Genomic DNA, 19,466 nt, shown 5'->3' with positions numbered 1-19,466 from the left:
GGAGCCGGGAGCCGGGAGCCGGGAGCCGGGAGCCGGGAGCCGGGAGCCGGGAGCCGGGAGCCGGGAGCCGGGAGCCGGGAGCCGGGAGCCGGGAGCTTTCGGACTCACGGAGGAGTGGCTCCTGCACGATGGGCACGTTGTCCCGTCAGCAATCGTCCTGTCCCACAAGGAACAGCTCGATCGACTTGCGGTCAGCTGTCCACAGGCGTTGCCCATGGCCGTTGTGGCCGGCGACCCGTGTATCGACCAACTGCGTGACAGCCTCCCCTTCCGCGAGAGCTACCGGCAGGCGTTCGGGCTGTTGCCGGGCCAGCGGCTCGTGGTCGTGTCCTCGACGTGGGGAAGTGGTTCGGTGCTCGGCTCACCGCGCGCCGACGTTCTCCGTCGAGTTTTGGCCGAGCTTTCCGCTGAAGAATTCCGTGTGCTCGCGGCTATCCATCCGAATTCCTGGCATGGCCATGGCTCGTGGCAGCTGCACAGCTGGTTGGCTCCGTTTTTGGATTCCGGGCTTCTCTTGCCGGTTCCGGAAAGCGACACATGGAAGGCGGCCCTCTGCGCGGCTGATTTCCTTCTGGGAGACCATGGCTCCTTGACCATGTATGGAATTGCGTTGGGAATTCCCTGCATTCTCGGCGCCTTCGACGAATCGAAGGTGGCACCGGGATCCCCCATGGCCAGGCTCGGCCGGATACTGCCTCGCCTGTCCGCCGATCGCCCCCTGCTGCGCCAGATCGCCGCCTTGGACGGGCAGCGGGACGATCTGGAGCTCCAGGCGGTTGGGGAGACCGTCACGTCGGAACCGGGCCGCTCTGCCGAGTTGCTGCGCCGGTTGTTCTACACCTGGCTGCGGCTGGACGAACCCGGCCATCCCGCGTCCGTGTCTGCGATACCCGTACCGTCCCAGCCCTCCGGCCCGGGCGCCCGCCGCGTTCCTCATGAGGCGCCCATGTTCGTCACCGTTTCCGTGACGGACAGCGGCACTGGGGCAGCTGACGGTGAAGTGATCGTCCGCCGCTACCCCGCGGCGCGGCAGAACGGCCATGGCCCGCACATCGCGTCGGCTCATCTGGCCGCCGACCGGGACGACCCTGACCGCCGATGGCCGCGTACCGCCGACGTGCTGCTGGTTCCGCGCGGGCGCACGGCGGCCCGTCCGGAGGACGACCCGTGGTGCGCCTGGGCTGCAGAGTCCTCCGGCTGCGGGCTGTTCGCCGCGGAAACGGAGGAGGGCGGGTGCCTTGCGCTGCTTCCGGACGGCAGTCGTGTGCGGGTGAGTTGGCGGGAGCGTCCCGCCTGGGCGGCCTTCGCTCTGGCGGCGTCGGCGTTCTACGCGTGGACGGTGCGCGAGGGCGCTGCGGGGGCGGCCCGTGCCCGCCCGACACGGTCGGAGCGGATCGTCGTGCGCGCCGGCGACCTGCCCGACCCGGGGCTGCTCGACCTGGCCTACGTCTGAGCCCACCTCGGTGGCGGCCTGTGCGCCGCCGGCCCCTACTCCTGCTCGTCGCCCTCCCGCTCCAGGCGGTGCCGTGCGTCATCCTCGTGAATGCTGTGTTCCTCCGCGTAGAGCGCGCGGGCGGAGGTCCAGTCTTCGACGGCGGCCTCCCGGTCTCCCAACTGCGTGCGGACGTCTCCGCGCAGCAGGAGAGCCTGCGCAGCGTAGTAGGCCGAGCCCACGCCGGTCATGCCGTCCACCGCCATGTCCAGTGCCTCGACAGCTTCGCGCAATCGCCCGCAGGCACGGCGGTTCTCGGCGAGACGTAGCCGGGCCTTGGCCATGTTGAAGCGATCCGGTCCGTCCGGAAGGCCCTCGAACTCCTCGACCGCGCGCAGGAGTTCAGCTTCCGCAGCGTCGTAGCGCGTGAGCGCCGTATGCGTACCGCCCAGGTGCAGAGCGAGGAGGGCTTTGCCACGGGGATGGTCGATCCCCTCCAGCGCGGCTTGGGCACGGCTGAACAGATCGATCGCGTGCTCGGGGCGCTTGAGCTTGCGTTCGAACAGTCCCAGTCCTTCCAGGACGCTGGACTCGGTGCGACGTTCGCCCTCGCTCCGGCCAGGCACACCGGGGTTCACCAGGCTCAAAGCCTGTTCGAAGTACTCTCGGGCCAGCCGCGGATCGCCCTCCTCCACGTTCCAGCGTTCGAGGTGCGCGAAGCCCAGCTCGTAGGACGCACGGGCCACCGCCATCGTGTCACCGGTCTCCAGCGCCGAGGCCAGACCGGTCTTGGCCGCCTCGATCCACTGGGTGTGGCGTCCGGTACGGAGGCAGAAGGTCCGGATGGCCTGGCTCAGGCGCCACGCCTCCAGGTGAAGCTCTGCCTGGGCGGCCGACCGCACGGCGGCGAAGATGCCGGCCTCGCGTCGAGCCAGCTCACGCAAAGCCTCGCTCTGTTGGCGCTCGTCGGCTGCCGTGTCCGCCGGGAAGACGTTCATGGGGCTGTAAAGCCAGCGCGTCGACAGCGTCTGCTCACCCCGCTCGGTGATCCGCAGGAAGTGATGGGCGATCCGCCGCCGCACCGCCTCGCGTTCACTTTCCGTCTCGTCGCGCTCCGCGACGGTCGCCGCGTGATCGTGGACGAGGATGTGCATCCGGTACGCGTCTAGCCCCCGGCGCTCGACCAGACCGCCCGAAATCAAGGCGCTCAGCGCGGCACGCACCTCCGACGGCTCCCAGTCCGGTACGAGCGCGAACACGGTGTCCAGCTGGAAATCCTCACACACCAGCAACCCCAGGCGGCGATAGAGCTGCGCCGTTCGCACGGCCATGCGCCCGTAGGCCAGTTCGAGCGCTTCCGGCAGGGGATTCGGATCGTCCACGTCGAGCAGCTCCTGTCGTGCGGCGCGGTCGGCGAGCCGGGCACCGACGTCCTCCACAACGCCGGGGACGGGCGCCTTCAGATGTCCGGCGATCAGCCGCAGCGCCAGCGGCAGGCCGCCCAGGTATCGGACAATCGGTTCGAGCTTGGCCGGGTCCTCGGTGGTACGGCTCACCTTGACCAGCAGTTCCAGAGCGTGCTCGTCCCGCAGCGCCGGAACCGGGAGCAGAAGGAACTCCAGGAAGGCCGTCAGGTCGTGCGGTGCCTCCTGCCCCGTCATGAGGACGACGCCGTACGGCTGGTCGGTCAGCAGCTCACGCACCTGACGGGTCGTCGTGACATTCTCGAGCAGGAAGACCGCCGACCGCTCACGCAGTTCGTGACGCACCCGCCGCGCCTTGGCCGGGACGTCAGCCGGACGCTCTTCCCTCGGCACATCGAGCTCGTCCAGCCAGCGCTCCAGCACCACCGCCGGGTCAGCCATCCGCCCACCCCGCATCCCAAGGTCGGCCTGGAGGAACGCCCCGACGAGGACGTCCCGGTGCGAGTGGATCCACTGTCGCGCCGTACTGCGCTTCCCCACCCCTCGTACACCGCTGAGGAAAACAGACGTCACCGTCCTGGACTCCCGGCACACGCGCCAGTGACTGTCCATCTCCCGGAACAGTGCAGTGTGGTTGACGTAGTGGAGAAGAGCCGAGGACGCCTCGGCGGGCGTCGCCCTCGTCAGAGCCTCTCCGACAAGCTCGCGCGCCTCCCGCACGGCGTCCGGACGTTCGGTGAACACTTCCAGCACCCGACTCGACAACTCGCCCGTGATCTCGTCCACCGTGTCCTCGTCGCCGGCCTCCCGCGCCTCCAGCGCCTGGCGACGAGCTTGCTCCAGTTCGTCGTCAACCGCCGTCTCCTCGGCTCCGTCACGGACGAACAGCGCCACCAACCGGCCCTTGCCCCAGGTCCAGGCATCCTGCATGGCGTTCCCCACCAGGCTGCTGATCACGATGCTCCCGAGAGCGACGATCTCCGGGTCCACTGCACTCCCCACGAACGATCTGCAACTGTTGTCTCCTCACCGTAGGGATCACACGTACGCGTCCGCAGGTGTTCGAAACAACCTGGCACGTGCAGATTCGTGTACAACTCCCCAGCTACAGCTGTCTGGCCGACGGAGCGCGGGCCTGCGGTGGCGAGCATCCGCCACACAAGCCTCACTTGATGTCATGGCGCAGCGCGAGCACCTGCGGGTTCAGACCATCCGCTATCTCAATGCCCTCCCACACGCCTCGGGATGATCGCCCCTCAAGCTGAACCGTACTCACCAGGTTCACCAATCTCTGACTTGCGTACTCCGAACCCTGCCTTCCTCGAACACTTTGTGCTAAATCTGGTTCTAGTCGGTTGCATGGAACTGTTCCATACGATTCCCTGGAGCAGCATGGGACGAGAAGAGTCGTTCAAGCCTGAGGTTCTTCGGCAGCTACGGGAACTTGGGGGAGTGAGCCGTCGCGCGCTCGCCGACGCTGTAGGCGTCACTCAGCGGACTGTCGCCTACTGGGAGAGCGGTCAGCGCAAGCCGGAAGCCCGCCAGTTGCCCGCTCTGATGAGCTTCTTCAAGGTCGATGTTCACTACCTCACGAGCCGTCCCAGGGGAAGTACGACTCTCCGCGATCTTCGACGGGAAGCCGGGTTCAGCAGTGCTGACCACGCGGCGCAGGCCGTGTCCAGCAGGAAGGTCATGCGTGGCATCAGCTTCGACGGCACCAAGCTGCTCCGCCTTGAACGCGGCCTGCCGGTACGCGGCGTAGCCTGCTCCACGCCCGAGCACGCCGGCCGTCTGGCCAAGGCCCTCGCCCTGGTGTACAAGCTTCCCGAGCACGTGGTCGTTGATGCATGGCGCAGAACCCGGCCTGACCAGGCCGCCCCGGTACTGCCGAAGCCGGGCCCCCGCCCGGAACGCTCCGCCCTCATGGAAACGTGGAACGGTCTCAATGACCGCCAGCGGATCTACCTGGAAGCCTGCTTCCTCCAGGACACAGAAGAACAGCGGGCAGAGCGCAAGCGCCACGCGCACAGCGGCCAGCGTCGCCCCGCCGCCGAGTGGCGGAAGATGACGCTCGCCCTCTACGCCCCGCCGGAGATCACCGGCTACAGCCGTCTTCAGGAACGTCTCCGCGACCACGGGGTCCATGACCCCGGCACTGGCCCGTCCATCGCGGCGCTGAATCGGCGCGGCCTGATCACCGTGCACCACGACACCGTCACGATCCCCGGAGCCGGGCGGGTCAAGCGGAGTCGGGTCGAGATGACCAAGCGGGGCAGAGCGGTTGCCCGCGCCGGCCTCGGCGTTTCCCGTAGCCAAAGCACTCTCGCCCCGATGATGTCGGTGTGGTTGTGGCGCACGCTGGTGCGCGTTGCCTATGCCAGTCAGCACGGCGGCGATTACGACCTGGTCGGCCGGGCTCGCCTGCACTTGACGGTCAAAACCGGTCCTGGCCAGGAGGCACCCTCTCGGGGCTACCTCGAACATAGACTCCCCGAGGGAGCAACCTGGGGGCGGCACGCCTGGTATCCCTCAGCCTCCGGCTGGAGACACATCGCCGACTACCTCTCCCAGTACCGCGAGCTGTATCCGACGGTTCCCACCGACGGCCTCGAAGACCTCATCCCGCCGCAGTACCGGACCCCGACTGTCAGTGGTGGCTCGTAGGCTGCCCGCATGTCCGAGCACGGCGAAGCACACACTGATCAGTGGCAGTTCGACGAGACAGTTCTGCGGGCCGCCAGCGCGTTTGTACTGTGCGAGGAGGCCCGCTACAACGACGGTCTCTCCTCCGGGCAGCGCGTCGAGAAACTGATGGAGGCCCAGGGAGTGATCATGGCGACGGTCGGCCCCGGCCACCGCGTCACCTTCCGGGACCTTCTCGATCGTCTTTCCGGGGACCAGGCCGGGAGCCTCGTCGGTATCTTCCCCGAAGAGGCACTCACCGGCCCCCTGCGTAACCTCCGCTTCCTCGACAGTGTGGGCGTGTCCACTCAGGAGGGCTGCGACCTGCTCTGGGAAGCCGCAGAGATCTTCAAGATCGCCGACAAGAAGCAGCGACGCGGGGAGAGGTTCACTCACTTCGAGCTCGAGAGTGAGTTCGGCCAGGAGCAAGTATTCAAAGCCATTAAGGGCGGCCTCTACGAGCGGCACCGCCGGAACATCATCGAATACCCAGTCTGCGACAAGGAACAGCTGGAGGAACTCGGATTCCCTCCTGCCGTGGCTCAGGTCTTCTATCAGGACATCCCCTCTTACTGCCTATACAAGCGGCAGTGGTGGTTCGGATGTCCCGCCTGCGCCTATCCCATGCAGGTGACTCCGCACGACGACGGCAGGACCTACGCCGTCAGGTGCCTCTACCCATGGCACCAAGACACCGGAGCCCGCTTCAGCTTCACTGCCACCCGCGACCAGGTCCCTGTCCTCCATGCCGAGGACCGCATCTACATCCCCAGCAAAGCCGAGATGCCGCTCTATACGGGAGCATCGCGTGAAACCCCAAGGGCACGGCCTGCTGAGGGATACCGTGCGCTTGTGCGACGTGTCTGGCGCAGCACCTGCATCCCCGGCCTCCCAGAACTCAGGCTTGCCGACGTCCTCAAAGAAGCCGCTGCAGAGACACGGTTGACGGTCAAGGTCTGGCCCGACAACGACCGCGTCGACATTGAGGTCAAAGACGGCGACACCGTCGTCTTCTCCATCGACGTCAAGGACTACACCTGGTCCGGATCCCTGGCCAAGAAGCTCATCGAGGACCGCGGCGACAAGGGCGGAGCCACCTGGCTCGTAGTGCCCGACCACCGCCGCCAGCAGGTCGACTACCTCACATCCGTCATTCACCGTGAACGAATTGACATGACGGCCATAACCGCGTCCGACTTCCTGGCCCTGTTCACCGACTGCCTGAAGGAGTACATGTGAGCAGCGGACGCTCCCCCGAGCAGGACGCCCTCCTCGCCGCGTTCGCCCTGGCGAGCCACCTCTTCCCGGCAACCAGCGACGACGGCACGCCCATCGCGTCCTTCCGGCACGTGGCCCTGCTCGCCGAACGCAAACCCTGGGCGTTGAAACAATGGGAGCAGCTCACAGCAGACGAATACCGCGTCTTCGCGCGCGTCGTCAGAAAGCTGCCCTCTTCCTACACGTCGGCCGACGCTGTTCGCGTTGCGCTCCGGGCCATGCTGGGCGACGACAGCGAACATTGCGTGGACCTGACCGACGGACTTTTTGAGCTGCCTTCCGACGGCACGACCGGGCATGTGCTCTGCTACCTGCCCGAGCCGCCACTGGACTACGCCGACAGCATCATTCGCGGCTACTACTCCATGGGCAAACGCCCGCGCGCGCTGGCATTCGCCGGCCCGGGCCACTACACGACCCGCGTCGCCTACCTCGGCAAGGATCTCGGCCGGGCCGCTGTCGGCCTCACCTTCCCCTCAGCCCCGGACTTCGACGAGGCCCCTGGTCACGACGCCCTTCCCCACATCGTCACCGTTCCTGAGACACCCGAGCTCTCGTTCGGCAAGAAAGAGATCCTGGAGGTCGCCGAACTCCTGAGCCGTCCCGAACGCAAGGCGGGGACCAAGTACATCCGCCGGACCGTGAAGAAGTTCCTGAAGAAGCTCCGTTGCCCCAGCGGCAAGGTCAAGGCCCTGGAGCTGATGAACGGCAGCTTCCAGATCCTCAACGCGCCCACCGGCAGCGGGAAAACGGTCCTGGTACGGGTGCTGGCCGCGCTGATGGCGAAGCGGGACCTGCGTCTGGGGATTGTCGTCCCGGACGTCAAGGCCACCTTGAAGATGAAACGGGACATCGGCAGCGATCTTGACTGGCTGTACCAATTGAAGGAGCTCCCTGAGCCCAAGACGTGCGCCGCGCTGATGTCTCCGGCCAAGCGCCACGAACGTGCCTTGGAGTACGGGGCGCTCATGAAGGACACCCCCATCGAGCAGTGGGACGGCAAGAACCTGGAAGATCTTGCCGAGGTGGGCTACGCGTGCGCCCAGAAGGCGTACATGACGGTCCAGGACCCATTCCCGGCCGGCGAGGAGAACTGCCTGACGCTGAGCAAGCCCGGAGAAAGTGGCACCTACGCCTGTCCGTTCATCCCGGTGTGCGACAAGTTCCGGCCTCTCTACGAAGCGACCCGCGCCAGCGTCATCGTCACCAACCACATGAACTTCGTGGAAGGAACTCTGCGAACCGGAGTCGTCTTCGACAGCGACTCCTTCCAGAGCAAGCCCAGAGGGACCCGAGGAGCGTCCGTGTTCGAAGCAATGGCACGCATGTGTCACTTGCTCGTCGTGGACGAGGTGGACGCCCTCCAACTCAGTGCCATCAAGGGATGCGCCAAGGAAGCGGTCCTCGCGTCCCTCATGAAGAAGTCCCTGCTGGACATCGTCGATGACGACAGACGCAATCTCCCGCCACACCTGCGCGAACTGCTCGCAAACCCCCTCAGCCACGCCCGCTTGACCGCCGAGAACCTGCTTCTGTGGCTCGCGACCAAACAGTTGATCCTCAACCCGCCCGCGCTCAGCAAAGCCCAAGACGACAAGGACGACGCCTACCGCGACAACAGGGGATGGCGGACCGCGACGTCCCGGGACCGGGAGATCATCAACTACCTGTTCCCCGACGACCACGACGTCGACGAACCGATCCCCGATGAGCTGTTCACCCTGCTCAACCAGCTCATGCCCGGCAAAGACTCGGACGAAGACCAGCCCGTCGAGGTGCTGCCGATGCCGGAGGGAGCCGACTGGGAGCGTCTTACCGACCAGCTCTACGACCTTGTCTCTCCACGCGGCCGGCACAACCTGCTTCCCATAAAGCAGGCCATGCACGAGTCCATTGAGGAGACGGTCACCGAGGACACCGTACGTGCCCGTCTCGTCAACCTCATCACCGTGCGCGCCATCCTGCTGGAACTGGGACAGGCTCTTTCTCTCCTGCGTGAACAGGCGCAGAAGGTCCAGGACCACGACAGCGCCGCAGCACGGGACATCCTCGCCATGACGTACCGGAGCACGGTCTCCAAGCTGTACCCGACCGGCATGCTGGGCCGCGACATCCACGGATACCAGGTGACCGGAATCGGTGACGACAGCAAGCCGACAGCCGAACTCCGCGAGAGCGCCACCATCGGTGACCCTCACACGTTCATCAGCGAACTCGGCCGTCTGACCTCGCTGATGGCGGCCGGGGTACGACGTCCCGTCCTTGGCCTGTCGGCCACTGCGTTCTTCCCCCACGCCTCCGGAGAGCACGTCCATGCACCCGTGGCCTGGTGGATGCCCGACGTCAAGGAGTCCATCAGAGCCAACAGACTGCCCGTCACCAACAGCGAGGTGCCCGGCGGCGAGGGAATCCAGATCGCCGGCCTCTACGACGAGCACAAGCTCTCGGCACTGCGGGAGATGGGCCAGGCGATCTACGAACAACAGCTTCGAGGGCGTCTCGACTGGCTGGCCCGCAACGACCCCGACCGAGCCCGCTGCATCCTCCAGGTCAACGGCTACAAGCAAGGTATCTACCTCGCCATCGGCATGGCGCAGGCGGAAGGGATGACACATCGCGTATGCGTGCTGCTGCGCCGTGAAGATCTCGCGGAGTACAGAAACATCCTCCCCAAGGGCGTGCGCGCGATCGTCGCCGAGGAGCTGGAGGACTTCCACGAGTTCGGCGACATCCTCATTGCCCCCATGGCCCGGATCGCCCGCGGCCTGAACATCGTGGTCGAGACCCGCTCAGCCATCAGCGACGTCTACCTGTGCGTCCGGCCAGTCCTCAGCATCGAGGACCCCGCGTGGATGCACGGCAGCGTCAACGCATGCGGCCAACGTGCCGCGCGCTCCTTCAGCGGGGACGACCCTTACGAGGCGATCGAGCACGCCCGCACCGCAGCCCGTGAGCACCTGGTGAAAATCCTGCGCTCTCCCACGCGGTTCTCCAGCATGCATCAAGATCTTCAGATGGAGTTGATCAGCTCCATGCTCGTGGAGCTGATCCAACTCGCCGGACGGGCACGACGCGGCGACACCGACATGGATCTATTCGTAGTCGATCAGGCCGCCTTGGGCACCAAATACACAACGGGCCTCGCAGAGGTCATTCAACTCATCTACGATGCTTGGTCACCGGAGGAACGCGAGATGATGAACCGTTTGTACGGTCGAGCCATCATCGAATTCCTGCGCTACGCCGAGGTCTCGCACTCTTTCTCCTGATCCCGGCCGGTCTGATCGAAGAGAGGTTCCGGCAGCCGCATGGCCAAGCTCACCACCATCTACACCTCTTCCCTCCTCCTGAACGACGCCATGCTGGCGGGCCAGTACGCGTACGTGTGGTCCTTCCACGACTGGAGCGACTTCGGCGGAGAAGGACGAAAAGACAAGCCGGAGATTCTCGTCGAGTGGCACAAGTATGGTGCGTGGGCTGGGGAGAGCCGGAAGAACAAGAATCTCCCCGAAGGCGTGGACGTGGCGATGCTCTGGCCGCTCAGTATCGCCACCACCGCCCTGCAAGCCCTCGCCGAGGGCTACGTCCACCTCGACAAGCACTTCCGCTACATGATCTCCCTCAAGGAGATCGACCCCGTCAAGCTCGCCAAGCTGTTCACCTACCTCGAAGCCGCGGTCAAGGGCACGTCGCTCGACAGCGCCTCCGACACCGGGAAATCCACCCTGCCGGGCCTGGTCCGTGCCACCACGCCGGCGAAGCTCTCCCTGGCCGATGTCATCCTCAACCACGGCGGCCTCGCCCCCAACCCGCCCGACTGGGCCTACCAGGCCGTGCGCTGGTGCATGGCCGACAAGTTCGCCGGGACTCCCTTCACCGAGTACGCCATGACGCCGGTGATGCCGAAGAGCAAGGAGCCCGAGCAGACAGAGGACGGCAGGGAATCAGAAGAGGTGGCCAAGCCCCGGCAAGCGGGATGGGCAAAGGACGCCGAAACCGCCGTCACCCTCACTTACCGTCCGCTCAGCGACGGCAGCGTCATCGCCTGGGACCACCCCTTCGGACCCGCCTTCGCACACATCGGGCACCCCCCAAGCGCCGAAGCGACACAGCAGATCGCTGGCAACTGGTCGGGGCTCGCCGAAGACTGGAGCGCCCGGGACTACACGCTCTCCCGCGTTGACACCAAGATGGCCACCTTCACCGGCTACACCAACCCGGTCATCCACTTCCACGGCAGCAACCGGCGTATCAGCAACGCCGTCATCTACGCCAAGACCGCCATGGTGGACTGCGGGACCGACAAGCCGGTCCTCTCCCTCAAGCTGGACGGCCCCGGGGGTTTGAAGTCCGCCAACCGATACGGCCTCGAGATCGCCGCCCGTCTGGACGTCGACCACACGGGCCTGCTCGCGGTCCAGACCCGGGCCAATACGGAGATCGACAAACGCGGCAACGACAAATCACTCACCATGGAGGCGCCTGGCAAGGTCCGGCCCCTGCACGCCACCACGCCCAAGAGCAACGGTGTCGGCACCGGCACCGGCACCCATCACCACCGTCTGATCATGGAGCACCTCCACGCCTCCTTCGCCCCGGAACTGGCCGGTAACAGCGAAAGCGAAAGCAACGCGGTGCCCGTGATGACCCTGGTCAGTGACAGCAAAGGCTTCGGCAAGCGGTATTTGCAGGACACATCCCACCTGCAGTGGGCGCAGGGGAAGGCAAGCGACGACGAGAACAGCAAGAAGACAGCTGCCCGTTTCCAGGACAAGGTCGGCCTCCCCTCCCCGGACTCCATCCAGCGCTCCATCGAAAAGCAGGGTGAGAACAAGCTGGTGTATCTCGGCCTGTGGTACCGGTATCCCACGCGGCAGCGCATGGTGCAGGCACTCGCCTGCGCCTACGGCATCGATCCCGAGACCATCAAACCCTCACACCGCGAGGTCGAGCTCCGCCCCGGTATCCGCCTGGTGCTCCACAAGGCAGAAAAGCTCCTTCAGCACGGCACAGAACGCGCTGGCATCCGCCGCACCGAAGTCAACACGATCATCAACCGCTACAAGGAGCCGGGGACCCGCCTGGTCGTCTGGTGCGAAACCGAGATGCCCCGCACCGACCAGGACGGTGCAAACACGCCGGCCAACGGCAGCCGCACGGCCCAGAAAAGGGCTGAGGAGACCGAGAGGAACGAGAAGGACGCCAAGCACGCGGTGCGTGGGCTCTTCGCTGAAGCACGCGTGCCCAGCCAATTCACCGTGGGCGCCAAGCTCCAGTACCGCAAGGGAACGGCCGGCCCCGTCCTGACCGAGATCCCCGCCCAGAAGAAGGAGTACCACAAGGACCACGCCGCGTTCAGCGCCGTCCTTGACATGCACCGCAGCCTCGGCGTTGTCGACGACCGGTACGAGGCCATCTTGCACCCCGAAAAGAACCCGCTGCCCCGCATCGCCTACTGCGGCCTGCACTGCCGTATGCAGACCAAGAGCAACCGCTACCGGGGCGAGCCCCTCTGGATCACCACTGCTGCCGTGCTCATCCCACCCAGCAAGCCCGGCGGCGTATGGACCATGCTCGGCTGGAGCAACATCACCAACACCTGGGCCCCGTACTACGACGCGAACACCGCCTTCCATGCCAAGAACTACCCCCTGCACAACGAAAAAGACGCGAGCAAGACGCGAATGGACCGATGGTGCGAGGTCGGCAGCGACGCGGCCCGTGCGCTGGTACAGCTCCAACAGAGGCCCGAAATGGCCGGTCTCGATCTCGCCGTCATGCTCGACGGTCACGCATGGCGTCGCATTTACCCTGGCTTCCACAACAGGAGTTTCGGCCTGACCCGCGACAGCCTGCCTGAGGAAGACAAGCGCCTCTGGACTCCAAACCAGGAAATTACGGACGAGCGTCTGCACCCGATCAGCTACATCCGCGTCAACACCATGCAGGACGAACTTCCCCGCTTCGTCTACGCCGAGAAGGAGTCCATGACCAAAGGCCGACTGGCCAAGGGACTCGACCCCTTCATCAAGGTCAGCCAGTATCTGGCCTGGCCCGGCCACCGGCCCGAGGGACACCCCTGGTTCCTCTTCAGCGAATCCCGCACCCACAACCGCAGTCGCCTCGGGGACGACCGCACCCGCTGGCGCGCAAGCGACGAGAGGGACGCGCGGGGTGATAGCGAACTCAACGGCAACTGGCACTCCATCACCACCCGAGAGATCAATCCCATGTTCACCCGCCGCCACTCCCGGGAAGACCTCGCCCGAGCCACCGCCTGCCTCTCCCATCACGCCCTGGCCTGGTCCGAGCGCACCCGCTACCCCGCCCCCCTGCACGCCGCACTCCAGATGGACCTCGACCACCCCCAGTACAGGCGATCCGCCCCCAGTAACGGGGAAGCCGACCAGGAACAGAGGGACATCCTCAACTCAGCAACCGGAGCCAGCTGAACGCCGGCGCACAAACCGTTCCGCATCCAGAGCCCCCAAACGCGATCAACTCCGCCCAGCCAGCCACGCAAGGTTGGCACGAGGAGACTCACTTCGAAGCTTCCGGGCTCCTTGGCCTCTTCCCACTCAGCCGGCGGCAGGAACGGGGGGACTCCCGCGAAGCTCCCTCACTCCCGCGCTCCGAATGGAAGATCACGCCGCGGACGACCGCTGCAGGTGGCCGCTGCCATGTTCAGCGCGGCAGGCGATCGTCACGGCCGTGACCTGACACAAGGTGTGGCGGGGTACGGTTCACTCAAGGGACTTCACCTCGACAGCCCCGACGAAGGCTGGCCTCGTATCACAACTCGCCGCAGCATCAAGGCATCATGCGTGGCCAGCCTACGGACAGACTGTCCTCACACAGCTCTTGCCGGGTGGAAGGCTTCTTTCTCCTGAGGCCGCTACCAAGGTGAGGTTGTCGTCATGGCACGTCGCGATCCCGAACGTCCGAAGTACGGATTCACGGTTGCGGCGGCTGTCGACGCTGTCCCGGGGGCGCGCCGCCAAGTCACCGTGCTGGCCCAGGACTTGGGCCTTGTCTTGTCAGGTCAAACACTGCAGAACATCGAGTTGCTGGCGAGCGAACTGATCGCCAACGCCGTCCTGCACACAGATGCTCCCTGCGACGTCGCTGTGACGCGGACTGATGAGCGGCTCCGAGTCGAGGTCACGGACACCGATCCCCTCTTGCCGAGTGCTGTTGAGGCTGGGCCAGATGAGGAGAGCGGTCGGGGGCTGCTGCTCGTGAATGCTTTGGCTGACGCTTGGGGGACGCGACCGGAACGGAACGGCAAGACGACATGGTTCGAGATCACGCCGGAGCCTTCGGCCGAGGACACGGACGACTACCTTGCGGATGCACCTCCTTCACCGCACGCGGGTGAGGCTGCCGTCCGACGAACCGAGTGTCCCGCTCGAATGGCGTCGTCGGTCAACTCTCGGTCGTCGTTCGGCGCAGCAACTGCTGAGAATCAACATCAGGCTGCCTGAAGCTGCAATCCGAAACGGCCGCCCCCTGGTGAGCGGCGCTGAACGCCTCGCTCGGTGCGCTTGACCGCCCACCACACGACGCACGTCGCAACGCCGGACACCGTGACCGTCGCCCAAGCTGGCGTCACTGAGTACTCCAGGCGGTGTTCCCGAGCGTCCTAGATTCGACGATCCGAAAATGGGTGCCGGCGCACATTTCACGTGGGCCAACGGAACAGCCCCGCAGTTCTGCCTGTTCGACTGGGAAGCCTGGGGATGCCTCCCGCGGACTGGACGCTGCCTGGCTGTGGGGGAAGTCGCCTGCCATCCCGGAGTTGCCCACGCGTATGCGCCGTGAGCGGCACCGCAACTTGGAAAGCCGGGACGGAAAACTCATAGCTCTGTTCTTCCGCGCCACGTTTGTGGGCCCCCACGCTGACGCTGATGACTCTCGGCTTGGTCGTTGCCAACAGGACGATCTCGTGTGCGTTGCCGCCCAAAGCCAAGACGCCTGCACAACGGATGGACACGTACGGTCACGATCCAGACCCGTGTAACCTGCTGGGTGCCCAGTGCCGTGTTCCGCCTGGGACGACCGGTTTCGCAATGATCATCTTCGGCTTGGAGGACGGGTGGCAGTGCAGCGGATCACGACCCGCAATGCCCGTTTCCAGCAGCTGCAGACGCTGCTCAACAACCGCACCAAGCGAGGGCGTGCCAAGGAGTTCCTCGTTCAGGGCGTGCGGCCGATCACGATGGCCGTGGAGCACGGCTGGACCGTTCGGTCCCTGCTCTACGACGCCAGCCGCCCGCTCTCCCGATGGGCCGAGGATCTACTGCGCGGTGTCGGCGCCGAGCGCGTCGCGATGGCGCCGCAGTTGCTCGCCGAGCTCAGCGAGAAGGCCGACGGGGCTGCGGAGGTCCTGGCGGTGGTCGAGATGGCGCCGGACAGCCTGTCGCGGATCAAGGTTCGCGACGACTTCCTCGGTCTGGTCTTCGACCGGCCGACGCAGCCCGGCAACATCGGAAGCATCGTGCGGTCAGCCGATGCCTTCGGCGCGAGCGGGCTCATCGTGACGGGGCACGCCGCGGACCCGTACGACCCCAAGTCGGTCCGTGCCTCCACGGGATCGTTCTTCGCCGTGCCCGTGGTGCGGAGCCAGTCGCACCACGAGGTCATGGAGTGGCTGGAGAAGGAGCGCGCTCAGGGGCGGCCGGTCGCCGTCGTCGGCACGGACGAGGACGGCGATGCCGAGGTCTCGGAATTCGATCTGACCCAACCGGTCCTGCTGCTCATCGGCAACGAGACCGCAGGCCTCAGCGCGGCCTGGCGAGAGAGCTGCGACCACGTGATCAGCATTCCGATGACAGGCTCGGCCAGCTCCCTGAACGCGTCGAACGCCGCCTCCGTCGTTCTCTACGAAGCGCGCCGTCAACGTCTGGCGAAGCAGCGCACGGCGTGACCTTCCGCGGTCACGTCCAGACCTCGCCGTTGACCGCTCTCTTGTAGACCGCCAGGTACTGGCGGGCGATGGTGTGGTGGCCCCATCGGTCTACCGCTGTTTCGCGCACGACCTGGGCCGTGGGCAGCGACGCCAGCACCCCCTTTGCGTCGCTGGGTGTGATCTCCTGCCCGATCGGCAGCACCGTTCCGACGCCGGGGACGATCTCCGGCAGGCATCCGTTGTCGGTGGCGATCACCGGGGTGCCGCTGGCGGCGGCCTCCGAGACCACGGTGGCGCCGGGCTCGATCCATCGCCCGCCGAACGGCCCTCCCCACGGCTGGGACAGCACGAGCTGCGCTCGGGCGCGTGCGATCAGTCGGGTACGGGCGCTGCCGCCGACCTCGCCCACGTAGCGGACGGTATGCGGGAAGTCGGCCAGCAGCGCGTCCAGGTAGTCCTTCTCCCAGGCCGGTCCGGCGACCGTCAGCGGCACGCCGGCGGCGTGCGCGAACGCCGCTGCCTCGCGCACGCCCTTGTGCGCGGAGACCCGGCCGAGGAAGAGGAGATAGTCGTCCTTCGCCTCCTGGAACTGACAGCGTGCGGGGTTGACCGGTAGACGGATCACCGGGGCGGAGACGGACCCTGCGGCAGTGCGTTGTGCGCGGGAGAGGTAGATGCCGTTGGTCTGGAGCTCCGGCACACCGTTGAGGTGATGTGTGCTCACCGTTGGCCTGGGGGTGTCGGCCGGCAGTGCGGCGGTGTTCGAGTGGTCGTGGACGATGTCCGGGCCGAAGGCTTCGACGGCGGCGTGGATCTCGGCCGTCTCCACTGCGTCGGAGACCGTGATGCCGTCCTGGACCGGGCTTCCTGGAGCTCCGAGGAGGAGGATCTCGCACCCGGCCTCCAGCAGTCCGTCCATGAGCGTGGCGACGACCCACTGGATGCCGCCGTAGCCCTGGGGCGGCACGGTGATCCACTGGCTGGGGTCGGCACCGTACCGGTACGGCGGGATGACCATGGCTACCTTCATCGGTCGCTCCTGGTTTCGGCGTCGGCGGCGCTGGTACGGCTCCGTGTGACGGCCTCCCGGCACACTCCGAGAAGAACGCTGGCGGTGTAGAGCAGGGCGAGGGCGGCACGCACCGGACGGGCGCCGTTCCCCGAGCGGTTGCGGTGCCATTCCTTGGCGATGCCTCGCCGCGCGTCGTTACGCCGTGCTTCGCTGCGGCCCTGCCAGAAGGCGCGGCGCAGCAGGTAGGACAGGGTCAGCCGGTGGGCGGGGATCAGGTGTTGCACCTCGGCGTCGTGCAGGATCGTCGCGGTGGCACCGCGCGCGGTCATCTCCCGTACGAAGGTGGTGTCCTCGGCGGAGATGAGGGAGCCGCCGATCCGGCCGAGGCGCTCGTCGAAGGCGACTCCCAGCAAGCGGGCGTGCTCGACGTCGATGGCGAAACTGCCGCCCCAGATCGACGCCGGCTGGGCCGGCGCGTGGGAGCCGAGGTAGTGCAGCTGTCCCGAGGTGAAGAACCACGGGCGGCGGCGCCCTTGAAGGTGGGCGGTGATCCTCGTCCCGGTGACGTGTGCGCCGGCGGTCAGGGCCTCGCGTATCCGGGTCAGTGCCTCGGCGGTGGGGACGATGTCGTCGTCGAGGAAGACGGCGTGCTGCGTCGTGGCCTCCTTCATGGCCTTGTTGCGGCTGTGGGCGAGCCCCTGGTTCCCCTCGTTGCAGATGACGCGTATGCGGGACGGAGGCGACGAGGCGCCTGTGGGCAGCGTGGGCAGGTGCTGAGCGGGCATGTCCGCGATGACCAGGAGGCGGTCCCTGGGGCCCATGGTCGGAGCCGTGCGGGTGACAGCTGCCGGCAGGCTGTCGGGGCGGTTGCTGCAGATGACGATGGTGAGAGGTAAGTCGGCGCCGAGGGTCATGGGCGCACCTCCTGGCGGGGGCGTGGGCTGCGCTCTTGGTGGCTGATGGTCCGCAGCACATCGGCCAGGTCTCCGAGGGCGGCGATGGCCCAGTGCCTCGTGCTTCCCTCGGTTGTGTGGACGCGTTGGATCTTCAGCTCCCGGTATGCGGTCACGATCTCGGGAGCGACCCCAGCAGGCGCGCTCCAGCCGCTGTCGACGTGGACGCTCGCTGCCGAGCAGCCGAGAGCGAGTGCCGGAGCGGCGTCGTGGTCGGGCCGGTCGCCGACGACCACGGTGTGTTCCGACTTCCAGCTCAGCCGGTCCATGGCCCACTTGAAGAGGCGGGGGTCGGGTTTGGCGTAGCCGACGAGGGAGTCGAGCGCGACGAGTTGGACTTGCTGCTCGATTCCGAGGGCGTGCAGGGCGGCGAGGCATTCCGGGGGCTGGTTGGCGACGATGCACACCTCGTACTCCTCGGCGAGGTGGCTGAGGGCGTCGACGGCTCCGGGAACGGGCTGGACCAATGAGGTCCAGCGCTCGCGGACACCCTGCCAACTCTTCGTGCCGTTGGGCGGGAACAGGCTGGGCGGGGGTGATCCGGGCGCGCGGCCCTGGTAGAAGTCGCGCACGGCCTGGAGGAAGGCGTCCATGGTGAAGGTGGGATCGTCCGCGCGCGTGAGCTCCCAGACGCCCTGGAGCCAGGCGAGGTCGAAGGGCTCGTCGTAGTAGAGGACGCCGCCGACGTCGACGGCCAGGGTGCGGCGCGTCATGACGTCGCCGCCCGTCCGGCGGCCCAGGTGAACCACTCGGGCTTGTCCGCGGTGTCGTTCTCGATGCTGAGGGAGGTCGCGGGTTCCACGGGGCCGTGTTCACGGGCCCAGGCCGCGGTGCGCCGCAGACCTTCGGCGAGTGGGGTGTCGGCCCAGTCGCCGAGCGTTTTACGGGCAAGGCCGTTGTCGGTGTACGCGGCGTGGACCTCGTCGCGGGCCGCCAGGTGCTTGATCGGGTGGTCGGGCACGCCCATGGCGGTGCGCACGGCGTGCGCCATTTCCAGCACGGTGCTGGTGTGCGACGAGCCGACGTTGAAGACCTGGCCCCAGGCGGCCGGCTGGTCGGCCGCGGCGAGGATGGTGCCGACGATGTCCGGGGCGTAGGTGAAGGCGCGGATCTGGCTGCCGTCTCCGTACACGCTGATCGGCTCGTCGCGCATGATCTGGTTGAGGAAGATGGCAACGGCGTTGCGGTACGGGTCGCCCATGTTCTGCCGCTCGCCGTAGACGTTGTGCATGCGCAGGGCGAAGTACGGCAGGCCCTGCATCTGCATGGTGACGGCGAGTTCGCGCTCCACGGCGAGTTTCGCGTTGCCGTAGCTGTCGGCGGGGACGGGCCGCTCGTCCTCGCGCATGGGGACGTGTCCGTGGCCGTACACGGCGACCGACGAGGCGAAGCCGAAGAACATGACCTTGGCGGCCAGCGAGGCGTTGATCAGGTTGATGCTGCCGAGCAGGTTGACGGAGTAGTTGTGGTGCTTGACGGCGTGGCTGATGCCTTCGGCGGCGAAGGCGGCCAGGTGGTAGACACCGTCGAAGCGGTACGAGGCGAAGAGTTCGGCGACCGTGGTCTGGTCGGCGACCGAGCCGACGACGAGGGTCGCGCCGACGGGCACGTTCTCGATCTTGCCGCCGTCGAGGTTGTCCAGGACGACGACGTCGTCGCCGCGCTCGATCAAGGACGCGGCAAGGTGGGACCCGATGAAGCCGGCGCCGCCGGTCACCAGATGTGTGGGCATGGCGTGTCTCCCTTGGCGTGAGTGGGTCCCGCTGCGGCCCTGGAC

General features: G+C 66.6%; 12 protein-coding genes. 7 read left to right on the top strand and 5 right to left on the bottom strand.

Features of this window, described 5'->3' with window-relative positions; all coding sequences use genetic code 11:
* Positions 1–214 precede the first annotated feature (214 nt).
* Entirely contained in the window at positions 215–1,453 is a 1,239-nt protein-coding gene (locus tag ACWCRJ_RS10295; protein ID WP_450938852.1) for a hypothetical protein, read from the top strand.
* Positions 1,454–1,488: 35 nt separating this feature from the next.
* On the opposite strand, the gene ACWCRJ_RS10290 is transcribed toward ACWCRJ_RS10295, so the two are convergent.
* Positions 1,489–3,858, bottom strand: coding sequence for a hypothetical protein (locus tag ACWCRJ_RS10290; RefSeq protein ID WP_450938851.1), 2,370 nt, complete (start codon positions 3,856–3,858; stop codon positions 1,489–1,491).
* A 357-nt stretch (positions 3,859–4,215) separates the two neighbouring features.
* Between ACWCRJ_RS10290 and ACWCRJ_RS10285 the strand changes: the two genes are divergently transcribed.
* The 6 genes from ACWCRJ_RS10285 to ACWCRJ_RS10260 all read left to right on the top strand — a co-directional run bounded on the left by ACWCRJ_RS10285 (position 4,216) and on the right by ACWCRJ_RS10260 (position 15,742).
* Positions 4,216–5,520, top strand: a complete 1,305-nt coding sequence (locus tag ACWCRJ_RS10285; protein WP_450938850.1) for a helix-turn-helix domain-containing protein — start codon at positions 4,216–4,218, stop codon at positions 5,518–5,520.
* A gap of 9 nt (positions 5,521–5,529) precedes the next feature.
* Positions 5,530–6,777, top strand: a complete 1,248-nt coding sequence (locus ACWCRJ_RS10280; protein ID WP_450938849.1) for a restriction endonuclease-related protein — start codon at positions 5,530–5,532, stop codon at positions 6,775–6,777.
* Positions 6,774–10,085, top strand: a complete 3,312-nt coding sequence (locus ACWCRJ_RS10275; protein WP_450938848.1) for a hypothetical protein — start codon at positions 6,774–6,776, stop codon at positions 10,083–10,085. Before ACWCRJ_RS10280 ends, ACWCRJ_RS10275 begins: the two co-directional genes overlap by 4 nt.
* Positions 10,086–10,124: 39 nt before the next feature.
* On the top strand, positions 10,125–13,268 hold the full coding sequence (locus ACWCRJ_RS10270; protein WP_450938847.1) for an RNaseH domain-containing protein: 3,144 nt from the start codon (positions 10,125–10,127) through the stop codon (positions 13,266–13,268).
* A 465-nt stretch (positions 13,269–13,733) separates the two neighbouring features.
* On the top strand, positions 13,734–14,300 hold the full coding sequence (locus tag ACWCRJ_RS10265) for an ATP-binding protein (RefSeq protein WP_239757842.1): 567 nt from the start codon (positions 13,734–13,736) through the stop codon (positions 14,298–14,300).
* Positions 14,301–14,911: 611 nt separating this feature from the next.
* On the top strand, positions 14,912–15,742 hold the full coding sequence (locus ACWCRJ_RS10260) for an RNA methyltransferase (RefSeq protein WP_239760576.1): 831 nt from the start codon (positions 14,912–14,914) through the stop codon (positions 15,740–15,742).
* 10 nt (positions 15,743–15,752) lie between these two features.
* Here the strand turns inward: ACWCRJ_RS10260 and ACWCRJ_RS10255 are convergent, their stop codons facing one another.
* From ACWCRJ_RS10255 to ACWCRJ_RS10240, 4 genes are read right to left on the bottom strand one after another with little or no spacing between them, the layout of a single operon-like run.
* Positions 15,753–16,754: a glycosyltransferase gene (locus ACWCRJ_RS10255; RefSeq protein WP_450938846.1), complete on the bottom strand. Its 1,002-nt coding sequence runs from the start codon at positions 16,752–16,754 to the stop codon at positions 15,753–15,755.
* Positions 16,751–17,650, bottom strand: coding sequence for a glycosyltransferase (locus tag ACWCRJ_RS10250; protein ID WP_450938845.1), 900 nt, complete (start codon positions 17,648–17,650; stop codon positions 16,751–16,753). The genes ACWCRJ_RS10255 and ACWCRJ_RS10250 overlap by 4 nt, the downstream gene beginning before the upstream one ends.
* Positions 17,647–18,402, bottom strand: a complete 756-nt coding sequence (locus ACWCRJ_RS10245; RefSeq protein WP_450938844.1) for an HAD family hydrolase — start codon at positions 18,400–18,402, stop codon at positions 17,647–17,649. The genes ACWCRJ_RS10250 and ACWCRJ_RS10245 overlap by 4 nt, the downstream gene beginning before the upstream one ends.
* The gene (locus ACWCRJ_RS10240; protein WP_450938843.1) at positions 18,399–19,421 is read right to left on the bottom strand and encodes an NAD-dependent epimerase/dehydratase family protein; all 1,023 of its coding nucleotides are present in this window, start codon (positions 19,419–19,421) and stop codon (positions 18,399–18,401) included. The genes ACWCRJ_RS10245 and ACWCRJ_RS10240 overlap by 4 nt, the downstream gene beginning before the upstream one ends.
* Positions 19,422–19,466 lie beyond the last annotated feature (45 nt).

It is taken from the genome of Streptomyces sp. NPDC002324 (assembly GCF_053593335.1).
The sequence above is the reverse complement of the archived record's forward strand: the minus strand, read 5'-3'. Positions and strand labels throughout refer to the sequence as shown.